11 protein-coding genes and 2 tRNA genes are annotated in these 15607 nt (G+C 63.6%); 6 read left to right on the top strand and 7 right to left on the bottom strand.

The window, feature by feature from the left end:
• Positions 1 to 225 precede the first annotated feature (225 nt).
• Genes lon through hupB form a run of 3 tightly spaced genes read left to right on the top strand, consistent with a single transcriptional unit; the run spans position 226 to position 3102 of the window.
• Positions 226 to 2634, top strand: a complete 2409-nt coding sequence (lon, locus tag FZF13_RS26640; protein WP_024923829.1) for an endopeptidase La — start codon at positions 226 to 228, stop codon at positions 2632 to 2634.
• Positions 2600 to 2833: a hypothetical protein gene (locus FZF13_RS26635; protein ID WP_139116499.1), complete on the top strand. Its 234-nt coding sequence runs from the start codon at positions 2600 to 2602 to the stop codon at positions 2831 to 2833. Before lon ends, FZF13_RS26635 begins: the two co-directional genes overlap by 35 nt.
• Positions 2830 to 3102 (top strand): DNA-binding protein HupB, encoded by a 273-nt coding sequence (gene hupB, locus FZF13_RS26630; RefSeq protein ID WP_024923828.1) that lies wholly within the window; start codon positions 2830 to 2832, stop codon positions 3100 to 3102. Before FZF13_RS26635 ends, hupB begins: the two co-directional genes overlap by 4 nt.
• Positions 3103 to 3436: 334 nt before the next feature.
• On the opposite strand, the gene FZF13_RS26625 is transcribed toward hupB, so the two are convergent.
• A tRNA-Asp gene (locus FZF13_RS26625) sits at positions 3437 to 3513 on the bottom strand.
• Positions 3514 to 3730: 217 nt separating this feature from the next.
• Here FZF13_RS26625 and FZF13_RS26620 point away from each other — a divergent pair.
• Positions 3731 to 3806 (top strand) — tRNA-Val (locus FZF13_RS26620).
• Between the two features lie 139 nt (positions 3807 to 3945).
• Here FZF13_RS26620 and FZF13_RS26615 read toward each other — a convergent pair.
• The 3 genes from FZF13_RS26615 to FZF13_RS26605 all read right to left on the bottom strand — a co-directional run bounded on the left by FZF13_RS26615 (position 3946) and on the right by FZF13_RS26605 (position 7589).
• A complete protein-coding gene (locus FZF13_RS26615) occupies positions 3946 to 4989 on the bottom strand; it encodes an ABC transporter permease (protein ID WP_024923827.1) in 1044 nt (347 codons plus the stop codon).
• Positions 4990 to 5019: 30 nt separating this feature from the next.
• Positions 5020 to 6558: a sugar ABC transporter ATP-binding protein gene (locus FZF13_RS26610; RefSeq protein ID WP_024923826.1), complete on the bottom strand. Its 1539-nt coding sequence runs from the start codon at positions 6556 to 6558 to the stop codon at positions 5020 to 5022.
• Positions 6559 to 6653: 95 nt separating this feature from the next.
• Complete coding sequence (locus FZF13_RS26605) at positions 6654 to 7589, bottom strand: sugar ABC transporter substrate-binding protein (protein WP_024923825.1); 936 nt, start codon at positions 7587 to 7589, stop codon at positions 6654 to 6656.
• Positions 7590 to 8040: 451 nt separating this feature from the next.
• Here FZF13_RS26605 and FZF13_RS26600 point away from each other — a divergent pair, with 451 nt between their 5' ends.
• A complete protein-coding gene (locus FZF13_RS26600) occupies positions 8041 to 8682 on the top strand; it encodes a LysE family translocator (RefSeq protein WP_024923823.1) in 642 nt (213 codons plus the stop codon).
• Positions 8683 to 8725: 43 nt separating this feature from the next.
• On the opposite strand, the gene FZF13_RS26595 is transcribed toward FZF13_RS26600, so the two are convergent.
• Both FZF13_RS26595 and FZF13_RS26590 read right to left on the bottom strand, forming a co-directional pair.
• Positions 8726 to 10036 carry a M23 family metallopeptidase gene (locus tag FZF13_RS26595; protein WP_024923822.1) on the bottom strand — a complete coding sequence of 437 codons (1311 nt, stop codon included), beginning with the start codon at positions 10034 to 10036 and terminating at the stop codon, positions 8726 to 8728.
• A 126-nt stretch (positions 10037 to 10162) separates the two neighbouring features.
• Positions 10163 to 10630: a peroxiredoxin gene (locus FZF13_RS26590; protein ID WP_024923821.1), complete on the bottom strand. Its 468-nt coding sequence runs from the start codon at positions 10628 to 10630 to the stop codon at positions 10163 to 10165.
• Positions 10631 to 10829: 199 nt separating this feature from the next.
• On the opposite strand from FZF13_RS26590, the gene FZF13_RS26585 reads away from it, so the two are divergent.
• Positions 10830 to 14225 (top strand): YhdP family protein, encoded by a 3396-nt coding sequence (locus FZF13_RS26585; RefSeq protein WP_024923820.1) that lies wholly within the window; start codon positions 10830 to 10832, stop codon positions 14223 to 14225.
• 55 nt (positions 14226 to 14280) lie between these two features.
• On the opposite strand, the gene tyrS is transcribed toward FZF13_RS26585, so the two are convergent.
• A complete protein-coding gene (tyrS, locus tag FZF13_RS26580; protein ID WP_024923819.1) occupies positions 14281 to 15531 on the bottom strand; it encodes a tyrosine--tRNA ligase in 1251 nt (416 codons plus the stop codon).
• Positions 15532 to 15607: the final 76 nt, after the last annotated feature.

The following is a 15607-nucleotide window of genomic DNA, read 5'->3' as shown; positions in this document are numbered from 1 at the left end:
CGTTTCCTGGATGCGGGCTTGGCGAAAGGCCATGCCTAGCACTAAAGGCAGGTGCCGGCGGACCTTGATCTTTGCCGGCGCCGCATCCACTTAATCAGCGAAGGCCAAGGGCCGAATTCTGTGCTGCAAAACTCCCGTCACAATCGGTGGTAGGCGGAATGACCCGCGGTCGTTAATATGAGATTCGCGATTGGCTAAGGGCGGTCGCGAAGGAAAGGTTGGACAATGGCCAAAATATCCAAGGCTCCCGGCGACGGCGCCTTTGCGGTTCTTCCACTGCGCGACATTGTGGTGTTTCCACATATGATCGTTCCGCTCTTCGTCGGGCGTGAAAAATCGATCAAGGCGCTGGAAGAGGTGATGGGCCAGGAAAAGCAGATCCTGCTTGCCACCCAGATGAATGCCGCCGACGATGATCCCGAAGCCGATGCGATCTACGACATCGGTACGCTCGCCAACGTCTTGCAGCTCCTGAAGCTCCCCGACGGCACCGTGAAGGTGCTGGTGGAGGGCGTGGCGCGTGCCAAGATCGTGTCGTTCACCGACCGCACCGATTACCACGAGGCCAAAGCCAGCGTTCTGGCCGAGCCCGAGGAGGAAGAGGTCGAGGTCGAAGCGCTGGCGCGTTCCGTGGTTTCGGACTTCGAGAACTACGTCAAGCTGAACAAGAAGATCTCGCCCGAGGTGGTCGGCGCGGCCAGCCAGATCGACGACTATTCCAAGCTCGCCGACACGGTTGCCTCGCATCTCGCCATCAAGATCCCCGAGAAGCAGGAAATGCTCGCCACGCTGTCCGTCAAGGAACGGCTGGAAAAGGCGATGGGCTTCATGGAAGCCGAAATCTCCGTCCTGCAGGTGGAGAAGCGCATCCGCTCGCGTGTAAAACGCCAGATGGAGAAGACGCAGCGCGAGTACTACCTCAACGAGCAGATGAAGGCGATCCAGAAGGAACTCGGCGAAGGCGAGGACGGCCGCGACGAGGCCGCCGAGATCGAGGCGCGCATCAAGAAGACGAAGCTGACCAAGGAGGCCCGCGAGAAGGCGGAAGCCGAGTTGAAGAAGCTGAGGACCATGTCGCCGATGTCGGCGGAGTCCACCGTCGTGCGCAATTATCTGGACTGGCTGCTGTCGATCCCGTGGGGCAAGAACTCCAAGGTGAAGCAGGATTTGAGCTTTGCTCAGGAAGTGCTCGACACCGACCATTTCGGCCTCGACAAGGTCAAGGACCGCATCGTCGAGTACTTGGCCGTGCAGAGCCGCCAGAAGAAGCTGAAGGGGCCGATCCTGTGCCTCGTCGGCCCTCCCGGCGTCGGCAAGACCTCGCTCGGCAAGTCGATTGCCAAGGCGACGGGTCGCGAGTTCATCCGCATGGCGCTCGGCGGCGTGCGTGACGAAGCCGAGATCCGCGGTCACCGCCGCACCTATATCGGCTCGATGCCCGGCAAGGTCATCCAGTCGATGAAAAAGGCGAAGAAGTCCAACCCGCTCTTCCTGCTCGACGAGATCGACAAGATGGGCCAGGACTTCCGTGGCGATCCGTCGTCGGCGCTGCTCGAGGTGCTCGATCCGGAACAGAACGCAACGTTCATGGACCACTATCTGGAGGTCGAATACGACCTTTCGAGCGTGATGTTCGTGACGACGGCGAACACGTTGAACATCCCTGCGCCCTTGATGGACCGCATGGAGATCATCCGCATCGCCGGCTACACCGAGGACGAGAAGGTCGAGATAGCCAAGCGGCACCTGATGCCGAAGGTGGTGCGCGACCACGCGCTGCAGCCGAAGGAGTTCTCGGTTTCCGAGGACGCCATCCGTGCCGTGATCCAGACTTACACCCGTGAAGCGGGCGTGCGCAGCCTTGAGCGCGAGCTGATGAAGCTCGGCCGCAAGGCGGTGACCGAGATCCTGAAGACCAAGAAGAAGTCGGTGAAGATCACCGCCGTCAACTTGGCTGATTATCTCGGCGTCGAGCGCTACCGCTTCGGCCGTGCCGAATCCGACGATCAGGTCGGCGTCGTCACCGGCCTGGCCTGGACCGAGGTTGGCGGCGAGCTGTTGACGGTGGAAGGCGTCATGATGCCCGGCAAGGGCCGCATGACGGTGACCGGCAACCTGCGCGACGTGATGAAGGAATCGATCTCTGCGGCGGCATCCTATGTTCGCTCGCGGGCGCTCGATTTCGGCGTCGAGCCGCCGCTGTTCGACAAGCGCGACATCCACGTGCATCTGCCCGAGGGTGCCACGCCGAAGGACGGTCCGTCGGCCGGTGCTGCCATGGCCACCGCCATCGTGTCGATCCTGACCGGCATCCCGGTCCGGGCCGATGTGGCGATGACCGGCGAGATCACGCTGCGTGGACGCATCCTGCCGATTGGCGGCCTCAAGGAGAAGCTGCTGGCGGCACTGCGCGGCGGCATCAAGAAGGTGCTGATCCCGGAAGAGAACGCCAAGGATCTGGCGGAGATTCCGGACAATGTGAAGAACGGAATGGAGATCATTCCGGTCAGCAGAGTGGGTGAAGTGCTGCGGCACGCGCTGGTCAGGATGCCGGAACCGATCGAATGGGTCGAGCCCGTCAACACGCCGGCGAGCACCGATGCCGACGATGCCGGAAAGTCGCTGGCTCATTAACAGCGGCCAAGAGTGCGACGCACAAACGGAAAGCCGGGCCTTTGAGCCCGGCTTTCTTGTGAAAAAGCCCGGTTTTCCGGGCTTTTTTCGTCTTTTTGTCGGTCTTGCGGCTTGGTTGTGGGAACGCTTCTTTCTAAAGTCCAATCCCTGCCGGATGAGTCGCAAGTTCCGGTTTTCTCATGGAAGGGAATTTTTATGAACAAGAACGAACTGGTGTCCGCTGTCGCCGATGCCGCGAAGATCTCTAAGGGTGACGCGCAGTCGGCGGTGGATGCGGTGTTCTCCGTAATCACCGGCGAGTTGAAGAATGGTGGCGATGTCCGTCTGGTCGGCTTCGGCAATTTCTCGGTCTCGAAGCGCGCTGCCTCGACCGGCCGCAACCCCCAGACCGGTGCTGAAGTGAAGATCCCGGCGCGTACGGTGCCGAAGTTCACGGCTGGCAAGGGCCTGAAGGACGCCGTCAACTAAGACGTCCCATTGTTCAGAAATGCGAAAAGCCGGGCCTTGAGCCCGGCTTTTTTGTTGTCTGGTTGGTGCGCCGGCGCCATCGCCAAAAGGCTTGGCAATGGCTTCGGGCGCGCTGCGGCCGTGAGCGATGCGAAGGCGGGGAAGGGCGCGTGCAAGCGCCTGACGGGGCTGTGAGGCAACTGGATCGGTTGCTATCGCTATCCGTGTCTCGGCAATGCGTGTGGGAAGATCGATATCGCACAACCTGGCGCGCAGGTTAGCGGCGTGGCTGCAAAACCGCTTACGCGGCCGCGTTGCCCCGTTCCTTGCAAACAATGGCTTGGAGGAGAGAAAATGGCGCGAGTGACGGGGCTCGAACCCGCGACCTCCGGCGTGACAGGCCGGCACTCTAACCGACTGAGCTACACCCGCGCACTGGACGAATTCGGCTGGCCGCGTTCGTCGTTGGCGGCTGGATACGGGGTTCACCGGCAGGTGTCAAGCGGCGCGCCGTGGCTAATTGCAGTTCATGCGAAGGTTTTTTGACAGCATGCAGAAAAGCCGCGGAAGGACGGGTGGGGCGTCTCATCCACGCCGTCATTTGGCCTTGCGCAGCGCACGCTAACTGCTTAAAGGTCCGCCCCGGAGCGGGCGATTAGCTCAGTTGGTAGAGCGCTTCGTTTACACCGAAGATGTCGGCGGTTCGAGCCCGTCATCGCCCACCAGTTCCTTCATCAAGCCGATCCGGTCTAGCCATCGTTGAGTTGCGCGCCAACCATGCTCGGCGCGCTCGCACTTGCCCGTGGCCATGAAAAAGCCGCGCCGGAGGCCGGCACGGCTGGCAGTTGGCTCGGGAGGAGCGGCTCAGGCTTTTTTGCGCCGGTTCTGGCGTTGCTGGTCGATGACGACGGCGGCAACGATGATGATGCCCTTGATGATCTCCTGGTAGTAGGCGCCGACCTTGAGGAAGGTGAAGCCGGAGGTCAGCACGCCCAGGATGATGGTGCCGATCACCGTGCCGGAGATGCGCCCGACGCCGCCCGACAGCGAGGTGCCGCCGATGACCGCCGCCGCGATGGCGTCGAGTTCATAGGCGACGCCCATATTGGGCTGGCCGGAGGCGGCGCGCGCCGCCGTCACCACGCCGGCGAGACCGGAAAGCAGGCCGGCGATGGCATAGACCTTGACCAGGTGGTTGCCGATGTTGATGCCGGACACCCGCGCTGCCTGCTGGTTGGCGCCAATGGCGTAGGTGAACTTGCCGTAGCGCGTGTAGCCGAGCGCGATGTGGAAGATCAGCGCCACCAAAAGGAAGATGATGACCGGCAGCGGCAGCGGGAAGCCGAACACCTCGAAGCTCTTGCCGAACCAGGTGAATTTGTCGCTGAGGAGCGCCACCGGCTGGCCCATCGTGTACCATTTGGCGATGCCACGCGCCGACACCATCATGCCGAGCGTGGCGATGAAGGGCGGTATCTTGGTCTTGGCGATGATGAAGCCGTTGATCCAGCCCGCCAACAGGCCGACGCCGAGGCCGGCCAGGATGGCGAAGATCGGCGAGATGTCGGTGAGGGAAGGGTAGACGGCACGCGGATTGGCGGCCGTCTGCGCCAGGCTGGCGGCCACCATGGCGACCAGGCCGACGACCGATCCCGACGACAGGTCGACGCCACCGGTGATGATGACTTGCGTCACGCCCACCGAGATGATGCCGATGACCGACACCTGCAGGATGATGATCGACAGGCGCTGCTTGTTCATCAGGAAGCTGTCGCCGACCAGGATCCAGCCAAGGATCTCGAACACCAGCGCGATGCCGATCAGGACGGCAAGAATGGAAACCTCGGGCGGCAGGCGCTTCTTCGATCCTATGATGCTCGCAGGCCCTGCAACGTCATTCGTAGTCATGTTCGTCTCCACCCCAAACGGGCGGCGCGCTCAATGCGACGCCAGCTCCATGATCTTGACTTGGTTGGCTTCTTCCCTGTCGAGGAAGCCGGTGACCCGGCCCTCGTGCACCACCATGATGCGGTCGCTCATGCCGAGCACCTCGGGCATCTCCGACGAGATCATGATGACGGCGACGCCTTCGCCGGCGAGCTTCGAGATCAGGCGGTGAATCTCGGCCTTGGCGCCGACATCGATGCCGCGCGTCGGCTCGTCGAGGATGAGGATCTTCGGCTTGGTCAGCAGCCAGCGGCCGATCAGCACCTTCTGCTGGTTGCCGCCGGAGAGGTTGTTGATCGGCTCCGCCATATCGGGCGTCTTGACGCGCAGCGCGTTGCTGACCTCGACCGAAGCCTTGGAGAGCTGTTTCTGGCGCACGAAGCCGCCCTTGACATAGCCCGACTGCAACACCGCGATCTGGGTGTTTTCCTGGATGTCGAGCAGAAGGAAACAGCCGGTATCCTTGCGGTCCTCGGTCAGGAAGGCCATGCCGTGGCGCATGGCGGTCGCCGGGCTGTCGACGCGCACCGTCTTGCCGAACAATTCGATGGTGCCGGCATCGGCGGGCGTCACGCCAAAAATGGTCTCGGCGATGTTGGAGCGCCCCGAACCGACCAGGCCGGCGATGCCGAGAATCTCGCCGGCACGCACCTCGAAGGAGACGTCGGCGAACACGCCCTTCAGCGCCAGCCCCTTCGCCGACAGCACGACGTCGCCGATCGGCACCGTCTCCTTGGGAAACATCTGGGTGATCTCGCGGCCGACCATCATGCGGATGATGTCGTCGCGCGTCACCTCGGTGGAAAATTTGGTCGCGATGTATTTGCCGTCGCGGAACACCGAGAACTCGTCGGCGATTTCGAACAGCTCGTTCATCTTGTGGGTGATGTAGATGATGCCTTTGCCCTGCTCGCGCAGGCTGCGGATGATCTTGAACAGGTGATCCACCTCGCGCTCGGTGAGCGCGGAGGTCGGCTCGTCCATGATCAGCACGTCGGATTCGTAGGAAACCGCCTTGGCGATCTCGACCATCTGCCGGTTGGCGACGCTGAGCGAGCCGACCCTGACGTCAGGGCCGATGTCGATGTTGAGCCGCCGGAACAGTTCCATCGTCTTGCGGCGCATCTGGCCATGGTCGACGAAGCCGAAACGGTTGGTCGGTTCGCGGCGGATCCAGATGTTTTCGGCCACCGTCATCGGCGCCATCAGGTTCAGTTCCTGATGGATCATGGCGATGCCGTTCTCCAGCGCGTCCAGCGGGCCTTTCAGCCGGATGTCGCGGCCGTGGAATTTGAAGGTGCCGGAATCGGGCGTGTAGATGCCGGCGATGATCTTCATCAGCGTCGACTTTCCGGCGCCGTTCTCGCCCATCAGGGCGTGGACGCTGCCCGGGCGCAGGCGGAACTGTACATTGTCGAGTGCCAGCACGCCGGGGAATTCCTTGCGCACATTCTCGACCTCGAGAAGATAGCCGCTTGCGGGCGCAGCGCTGCTGTCGTGCGCGGCTGCCGCCGTTGCATGGCTCTGCATACCGATCAGTCCTCCCGGATCAGGTTCAGGCACTTGTCCGTCGATGGAAAAGATGCGCCGCCGCTCCTCCGGCGGCGCATCCCTGTTGCCTGCCGTCAGTTCTTGGCGGCGTACTTGTCCATGTTGGTCGGGGTCACCAGCTCGAACGGCACCCAGACCGGCGACTGCACCTTCTCGCCCTTGGCAAGCTTCATGGCCGTGCCGACGGCGCCGCTGCCCTGGGCAGCCGCGTTCTGGAAGACGGTGACGTCGAGGTCGCCGGCCTTCATATAGGCAAGCGCTTCCTGGGTGGCGTCGACGCCGCCCACGATCACGTCTTTCATGTTCCAGCCCGCCGCCTTCATGGCGTTGATGGCGCCGATGGCCATGTTGTCGTTGTTGGAGATGACGGCGTCCGGCTTGTGGCCGGCGGCGATCCAGTTGGTCATCAGGTCCTGCGCCTTGACCGGATCCCAGCCGGCGGTCTGCTCGTCGATGACCTTGATGAAGGAACAATCCGGCGTCGCGATCACATCATGCACGTCCTTGGTGCGCATGACGGCCGCCTGGTTGGCGAGGTCGCCCTGCATGACCAGGATGCCGGCCTCCTTCTTGCCGGCTTCCTTCAGCTGGCGGCAGATTTCCTTGGTCTCCAGCGTGCCGGAATCGACTTCGTTCGAACCGACGAACGCGGCCTTGTCGCCCAGCTTGTCGGTGTCGATCGGCTGGCGGTTGACATAGACGATCGGGATGCCGGCGTCGTGGGCGAGCTTGGTCATCGGCGCGGTGGCCGAGGTGTCGACCGGATTGACGATGACGGCGTCGACCTTGGCCGCGATGAAGTTCTGCACCTGGCTGAGCTGCTTGTTGACGTCGTCGTCGGCGATTTCGACCTGCACCGGCTGCTTGGCGTCGGCCGCCGCCTTCTCGATGCCCTTGCGCAGGACGGTCAGGAAGGTGTCCGAATTGGCCATCGAGACGCCGATGTCACCGGCGAATGCCGAGCCGGTCATCAGCGCGGCGAATGCCGCACCCAGAATAAAAGTCTTCATGTCTCTTCTCCTCCACGATTGGTGTCCGGTGGCACCTGAATGATCCGGATAACTGCCCCGGAAAGGGGAACTGCATGCGCCGCCGTCCGCACCGTTCACTTGCGGACTGACAGGTAAACGATGGGGAGGCTGGCCTCCCGAGTGTTAATTTCGGAATGATTGAGCCATTGATGGCTTCTTGTGAAATATTCATTCCATTTTGTCGCGCGCTCGTCAAGATGCAATTTGGGGTGGGGTCTCTGTCGGACCCGACGAGGGGATGGGTTGGCGGGTACGAAATCAGGGGCGCGGACTGGCACAGGCAGTTGCCGTTCGACGCCCTTGTCCGGCGCAGGCGCCTTGGCTAACTTCCGCTCCCGCGCGACTGGCGAACGACGGCGGGGAACCATCGGCAAGCACGGGTATCGACCGCCGCTTGCCCAAGCGATCTCAACGCCAGGAGGTGATTGCCATGTCGCCGCTCGCAGCCCTGCTAGCCATCGTTACCGCCGTACTGATCGGCGCGATCAGCCCCGGCCCGAGTTTTCTGTTTGTCACCCGCATTTCGATCGCCCAATCCCGCATGCATGGCTTGGCGACGGCGATCGGCATGGGGGCGGGCGGCACGGTTTTCGCCAGCTTGGCGCTGCTTGGCCTTGCCGCACTGCTCAACCAGGTCGCCTGGCTTTATCTCGCGCTGAAACTCGCCGGCGGCTGCTATCTGGTCTGGCTGGGGCTTCGCATCTGGCGTGGCGCCGCCGAACCCTTGCCGTCAATTGGCACCGTTCCGGTCGAAAACCGTTCGCTTTGGCGCTCGGTCCTGTTCGCCACCCTGACCCAGCTCAGCAATCCGAAGACTGCGGTCGTCTATGCCAGCATCTTCGCGGCGATGCTGCCTGCCGCGCCGCCGGCATGGCTTCTTCTGCTGCTGCCGCCGCTGGTCTTTGTTGTCGAGGCCGGCTGGTACGCGGTTGTCGCGCTGGTCTTCTCGGCGGATTATCCCCGGGCGGCCTATTCGCGCGGCAAGCTGTGGGTGGACCGGTTGGCCGGCACGGCGATGGGCCTGCTCGGGCTTCGCCTCATCATCGATGGCATCGGGCTGCGCAAGCTCTGAATTTCGCAGGCGCGCCGCGTCGGCGGCGCCTCATGAAAAGGGTCTAGAGGTACTTCTCGACCTTCTTGCCGACGCGCAGGAACCGCAGCGGGTCGATGGCTTCGCCGTCGTGGCGCACTTCGTAGTGCAGATGCGGGCCGGTCGAGCGGCCGCTGCTGCCGGTCTGGCCGATCACGTCGCCGGCCTTCAGCGTTTGGCCGACCGCCACCGAGATGCGGCCGAGATGCGCGTAACGTGTCGTGTAGCCCTGGCCGTGGTCGACCTCGACCATGCGCCCATAGCCGCCATTCCAGCCGGCCTTGGTCACCACGCCGGGCGCCGTGACGCGGGCAGCCGAACCGAGTGGAATGCGGAAATCCATGCCTGAATGCAGTGCCGCCGTGCCAAGCAGCGGGTCGGCGCGCACGCCGAACGGGCTCGTCACCGCCCGGCCGGGCGCTGGATTGGCCAGCGGCAGGCGGCGCGCTTCCTTGCGCAGGCGGTCGAGCTCGTCCAGCGCCTCGTCCAGTTCCTTGACCTTGGTGTCGAACAGCAAGGCGCTGTCGATCGGCACCAGCGGGCCGCCGACATCGCTTTCGTTCTTGCCGAAATCCTTGTCCACCGGCAGGCCGGCGGCCTGCAGTGCTTCCTTGATGGCGTCGGCATTCTCGTAGGTGGTGTCGGCAAGCTTCGTGACGCGCTGAAGTTGTTCGCTCTCGATCGCCCGCAGCGACTGGTTGATGGCCACGAACAGCTTGTCGGCACGATCGGCCGACGAGGCGTCGGGCGGCAGGTCGGCTCGGGTCGACCAGCGTGAGAACGGCTGGGCGTCGGCGCCGCTGAAGCTGGTCAGCATCGCAAGCTGCGGCGCTGCCTTGCCATCGATCAGGGCTGCGTGATCCTCGGGCTTGCTGCGGTCGCCGGGTGTGACGGCGGGGGCGGGCGCCTGCGTTTCCACGGCGGCCGGTTCGATCGCCTCTGCGCGCTCCAGGATCGGTCCCAGCCGGCCGTGGCGCTGGCTGAGCTGCGTCTGGCGCTGCAGGAGTTCGCCGACCTTGGTTTCCATCAACTGCTGGTCGAGCAATTGCCGGCTGGTGATGCGGTCGACCTGCGCGCGCAACGCGGAAATTCTGTCCTCATAGGCCTGCTGCATGCGTGCCTGGCGCGCTGTGGTGGCACCGATCAGATCGTCGCGGAAGACGAGATAGGAAGTGGCCAGAAGGTAGCCGATGATGACGGCGGCGATGGCCGAGCCGAAGCAGGCGATGAGCCACGGACGCACCGTGAAATGCCGGATTTCGTCACCACGGGCGATGATGACGGTATGCGGCTCCTTGCGCCTGCCGAAGACTGCCGACTGACCGTTTGCGTTCACCGAACCAGGCTTTCGTTTGCAACACCCGACAATGCCCATAAGACATTGTTAGGGTTAACAAAGCCTTGCGCGGCGAGCCTCCGGCCTCCATTTCCTGGAGGCGTCTCTACCGGCGCGGTCCGGGTGTTAAAGGGCGCGGACGGCCTCCAGCACCGCCTCGGCATGGCCCTTGACGCGCACCTTGCGCCAGATGCGCGCGATGCGGCCGTCGCGGCCGATCAGGAAGGTGGCGCGCTCGACGCCCATATAGGTGCGGCCGTACATCTTCTTTTCGACCCAAAGACTATAGGCCTCGATTACCTTGCGCTCCTCGTCGGAGGCGAGGTCGACGGCGAGCCCGTGCTTTGCCTTGAACTTGTCGTGTTTTTTCACGCTGTCCGGTGAAAGCCCGATGACGACGGCGCCGGTCTTTTCGAATTCGGGCCTGAGTTGCGAGAAGCTGATCGCCTCGTTGGTGCAGCTCGGCGTATCGTCTTCCGGATAGAAGTAGATAACCACCGGCTTGCCGATGAAGTCCGACAGTTTGAACGAGCCGCCGCCGTCGCGCGGCAGCGTGAAATCGGGCGCCAGATCGCCCATGTCGAGATCGGCCATAACCCTGCCTTTGTTTGAACCTATGCGCCGGCTCACGGTCCCGAAGCAGCCCAGGCCGGGACCGTGCGAGAACCTCAATAAATTGGCGCGCGCACGAACGCAAAGCGGGAATCCGCTTTTGGCGTTCGCGCCCGGCATCGGGTCGCTATAGTGTCGGCCGGGGATTCGTCCGCGAAAGAGGGCTGAAGACGGAGACTGCGTGGATCACGAGCTGCCACGGCACGAAAAGATCAGGTTCAGGCGCGAGGAGATCGCCGATCTCCACTCCTTGCCGTCTGCCAGCCCGACCCCGCCTCTGGGGCAGGCGAAGATCGGTCGCGGCGCGCGGCTCCTGATCCGTGTCGCCTTCGGCATCGGCGCGTTCTTTTTGGTCCTTGTCGCCGGCATCTACGCGATCGGCGCCTCCGGCGTCGGCTCGGAACGGCTGCGTATAGCCGCCGAACAGGCGATCGAAGGCATGGCCGGCGTCGATGTCGATGTGGCCGTCGGCCCGGCCTCGATCACGCTCGACAAGTCGAGTTTCCTCGCCCTGCAGGTTCGTGACGTCACCATGCAGACCGGCAACGGCAAGCCGATGATGGAAGCCGGCTTGATGCGTTTCGGCGTGCGGCTTTTCCCGCTTCTCACGGGCAAGGTCCAATTGACCAGCGCCAGGGTTTCGCAGGCGCGCCTGTTTGTCGACGCGCTTCCCTCGCAAGGCGGCGGCGATTGGGCCGGTTCGCTGCGCAACGCCGACGGCCTCGTCGACCCCGACAAGATCACCGATACGGTGTTCGGGGCGGTCCACCAGTCGCTGGACGCCATAAGGCTGGAATCGGTCCGCGAGATCGACCTCGACAATGTCGAGATCGTGCTGTCGAAGACTGGCGACCTGCGCCTGCTGACCATCGCCGAGGCCAATGTGGCGCAGTCGGGGCCCGGCGGCTTCACCTTCTCCTCCAGGCTCGATATCGATGGCCGCAAGCTCAGCGTCGACGCCTTGGCGGCGCGCGATCCCGCGGCACGCAAGGTCACCTCGCTGACCGCCGACATCGCGGTCGAGCCGATCGGCGCCGAACCGCAGGCGACGCCGGTCGCCGGCAGGGTGGGCGCATTGACGTTGCATCTGGAAGGATCGGAGGGCCAGGGCGACGCGCAGCCAAGGCTCGCCATTTCCGGCACGCTGGCCGGCGCGGTGCTCGACCTCGGCGCGCGCGGCATGCTGCCGCTCGACGCCAAATTGCAGGCCACGCTGCTGCGGGGCGCCAACAAGCTCGCCATCGACAAGCTCGACCTCCAGGTCGGCCGCTCGGATATCGGCATCGAGGGCTCGCTCGGTCCCAAGCCGCGCGAGGGCGTTGCCGGTGAAGACCCGTCCTACCGGTTCGATCTGGTCAGCGACAAATCGGTGCTGGCGCCGGCCGATTCCTCCGAACAGGCGCTGAGCATCGCTGCCCGCATTGCCGGCGATTACCAGACGGTCAGCCGCAAGCTTGTGGTGCCGACCATCGCGGTGCGCTCCGGCGCCGCCGGCGAGGTGCTGGGCAACGCCGCCCTCACTTTCGTGGAAGGCAAGGCGCCCGGCGTCTCGCTCGCGCTCAACGTGCACGACATGCCGGTCTCGCATGTGAAGCAGCTGTGGCCGTGGTTCTCCGCGCATGGCGCCCGCGAATGGGTGTTGCAGAACCTGTTCGGCGGCAGGGTCGTCGAGGCGAGCCTGCAATATCAGGTCGCGCCGGGTCGTGCCGGCAACGGCATTCCGCTCGACCGCAACGAGGTGTTCGGTCGCTTCCAGCTCGAAGGCTCGCGTTTCGATACGGCGGGCCAGATTCCGCCCATCCGCGACGCCAACGGCATCGTCGAATTCCACGGCAACGATGTCGACATCGCGTTGTCGTCCGGCACCGTCTATATGCCCAGCGGTCGCGTCGTCTCGGCCAGCAACGGCACGCTCACCGTCAAGAACGCCAATCTGCCGCCGGTGATCGGCGCGCTGAACATCGATGTCGTCGGCGATGCCGATGCGGTTGCTGAACTCGCCTCCTACGAGCCGATCAACGCCATGCGCCATGTCGGCCTGAAGCCGGAAGAGCTTTCGGGTACTGTCACCGGCAATGTCAGGGCCGACATCCCGTTGCAGCTCGGCATCGACACCTCCAAGCTCGGCTGGCTGGTCTCGCTGGACTATCAGAACCTGGCCATCTCCAAGCCGGTTGACGACCAGATGGTCACCGCCGCCAATGGCAGCATCGTCGTGGACCCGAAGAGCGCCACGGTGACGGCCAAGGCGCAGCTCAACGGCATCCCCGCAGACATCTCCCTGGTCGAGCCGCTCGAGCCGGACGGGCCGGCACGCGCGCGCCAGGTGTCGTTGACAGTCGACGACAAGATCCGCCAGACCATGATGCCAGGCCTGTCCGCCTTGCTTTCCGGTTCGATGAAGATCGCCCTCGACAAGAGCGACAACGACAACCAGCAGGTTGTCGCCGACCTGACCAATGCCAAGCTGAACCTGCCATGGGCGGGCTGGAGCAAGGGGCAGGGGGTGCCGGCGACCGCTTCCTTCACCATGAAGAAATCCGGCGCATCCACGAAACTTTCCGGCTTCAAGCTGGATGGCAAGACCTTTTCCGCCGCCGGGGCGGTCGAATTGTCCGACGGCAGCCTGGTGTCGGCCGACCTCAGCCATGTCCAGTTGAACCGCGGCGACGATGTCGCGGTCTCGGTCAAACGATCCGGCAAAGGTTATACCGTCAAGGTGGATGGCGATGCGCTGGACGCCCGCCCGCTGATCAAGCAATTCACCGCCGACACCGACAGCGCGACCAAGCCGGGTAGCGGCGATTCCATTTCGCTCTCCGCCGACGTCAAGGCACTGACCGGCTTCAACGACGAGACGGTGTCGAATTTCAGCCTCGACTACAGCAGCTCGGGTTCGAAGCTGAACGGGCTGAGCGTCAAGGCGCAGTCGAAGTCCGGTGCGCTGATCGATGTTTCCAACGACACGGCCAATGGCCGGCACACGCTGAACATGAAGTCGACCGATGCCGGCGCGGTGCTGCGGTTCCTCGATATCTACAAGCACATGCAGGGCGGCGCGATCACGGTGGCACTTGCCGGCGCGTCGGACGGGCCGATGCGCGGCACGGTCGACACCCGCAATTTCGTGATCGTCAACGAGCCGAAACTGGCGTCGATCGTCTCGACCAAGCCCACAGGCGACAAGCGTTCGCTCAACGATGCGGTGAAGGCCGACATCGATACCTCCCGTGCGGAGTTCGAGCGCGGTTATGCCGAGATCGACAAGGGCAATGGCTATCTGAAAGTGTCGAACGGCGTGCTGCGCGGTCCGCTGATCGGCACCACCTTCCAGGGCACGCTCTACGACCAGAACAACAATATGGACATGACCGGCACCTTCATGCCGGCCTATGGGCTGAACCGCATCTTCGGCGAACTGCCGCTGGTAGGCGCGCTGTTGGGCAATGGTCGCGACGGTGGGCTGATCGGCGTCACCTACCGCCTCAAGGGCAACGCCAACAAGCCGGACCTGCAGATCAATCCCCTGTCGGTGATCGCACCCGGCATCTTCCGCTCGATATTCGAATTCCGGTAAGCGGAGCCTGCGGGCAACCGGGCTCCGGAACCGTCGCCGGTTCCGGGTGCCGCGATCAGACCGGCTTGACCAGGATGTGTTTTTTCTTGCCGAGCGAAAGCTTTACGACGTTTTCCGGACTCAGATCCTGAAGCGTGATCGCCCGCCGCTCGTCGCTGACCGGCTGGTCGTTGACGCGCACGGCACCACCCTGGACGTGGCGGCGCGCCTCGCCATTGGAGGCGGCGAGGCCGGCCCGCACCACCAGTGCCAGAAGACCAATGCCGGCTTCAAGCTCCGCTCGCGCGATATCGATCGAGGGCAGATTGTCGGAGAGCGCGCCTTCCTCGAAGGTCTTGCGCGCCGTCTCGGCAGCTTCGTCGGCCGCCGCGCGGCCGTGCACGATGGCGGTCACTTCGGTCGCCAGGATCTTCTTCGCCTCGTTGAGCTCGGCGCCGCCGAGTGCTTCCAGCTTGGCGATTTCGGCTAGCGGCAGCCGGGTGAAGATTTTCAGGAACTTGCCGACATCGGCGTCCTCGGTGTTGCGGAAATATTGCCAGAAATCATAGGGGCTGAAGAGATCGCCATTGAGCCAGACGGCGCCGGACGCCGACTTGCCCATCTTCTCGCCGGACGATTTGGTGAGCAGCGGCGTCGTCAGCGCATAAAGCTGGGCGCCGCCCATGCGGTGGCTGAGGTCGACGCCGTTGATGATGTTGCCCCACTGGTCGGAACCGCCCATCTGCAGCACCGTGCCGTAGCGCTTGTTGAGCTCGACGAAGTCGTAGCCCTGCATGATCATGTAGTTGAACTCGAGGAACGACAGCGACTGCTCGCGATCGAGCCTCAATTTGACGCTGTCGAAGGTGAGCATGCGGTTGACCGAGAAATGCCGGCCGACATCGCGCAGGAACTCGACATAGTTGAGCTTCAGGAGCCAGTCGGCATTGTTGACCATGATGGCCGGGTTAGAGCCGTCATAGCGCAGGATGTTGCCATAGACCTTCTTGATGCTCTCGATGTTGGTCTCGATCTGCTCGATGGTGAGCAGCTTGCGCTGGTCGTCGCGGAACGAGGGGTCTCCCACCATGGAGGTGCCGCCGCCCATCAGGCTGATCGCCTTGTGGCCGGTCTCCTGCAGCCAGTACAGCATGGTGACGGAGATCAGATTGCCGATATGGATCGACGTCGCGGTGGCGTCATAGCCGACATAGCCGGTGATCGGACCTTTCAACGCCAGTGCGTCCAGCCCTTCCGGGTCGGATATCTGGTGGATGAAACCGCGTTCATCGAGGACGCGCAGGAAATCGGACTTGAAGGCGGGCATTTTCGTGCTTTCCGAAAGATCGTCGGCCGCGACCGGCCATGGCATAGGCGAATGCGCGCGTTTAGCATCTCAACAG

It is taken from the genome of Mesorhizobium terrae (assembly GCF_008727715.1).
GTDB lineage: Bacteria > Pseudomonadota > Alphaproteobacteria > Rhizobiales > Rhizobiaceae > Mesorhizobium > Mesorhizobium terrae.
This window is presented reverse-complemented; position numbering and strand designations above follow the sequence as displayed.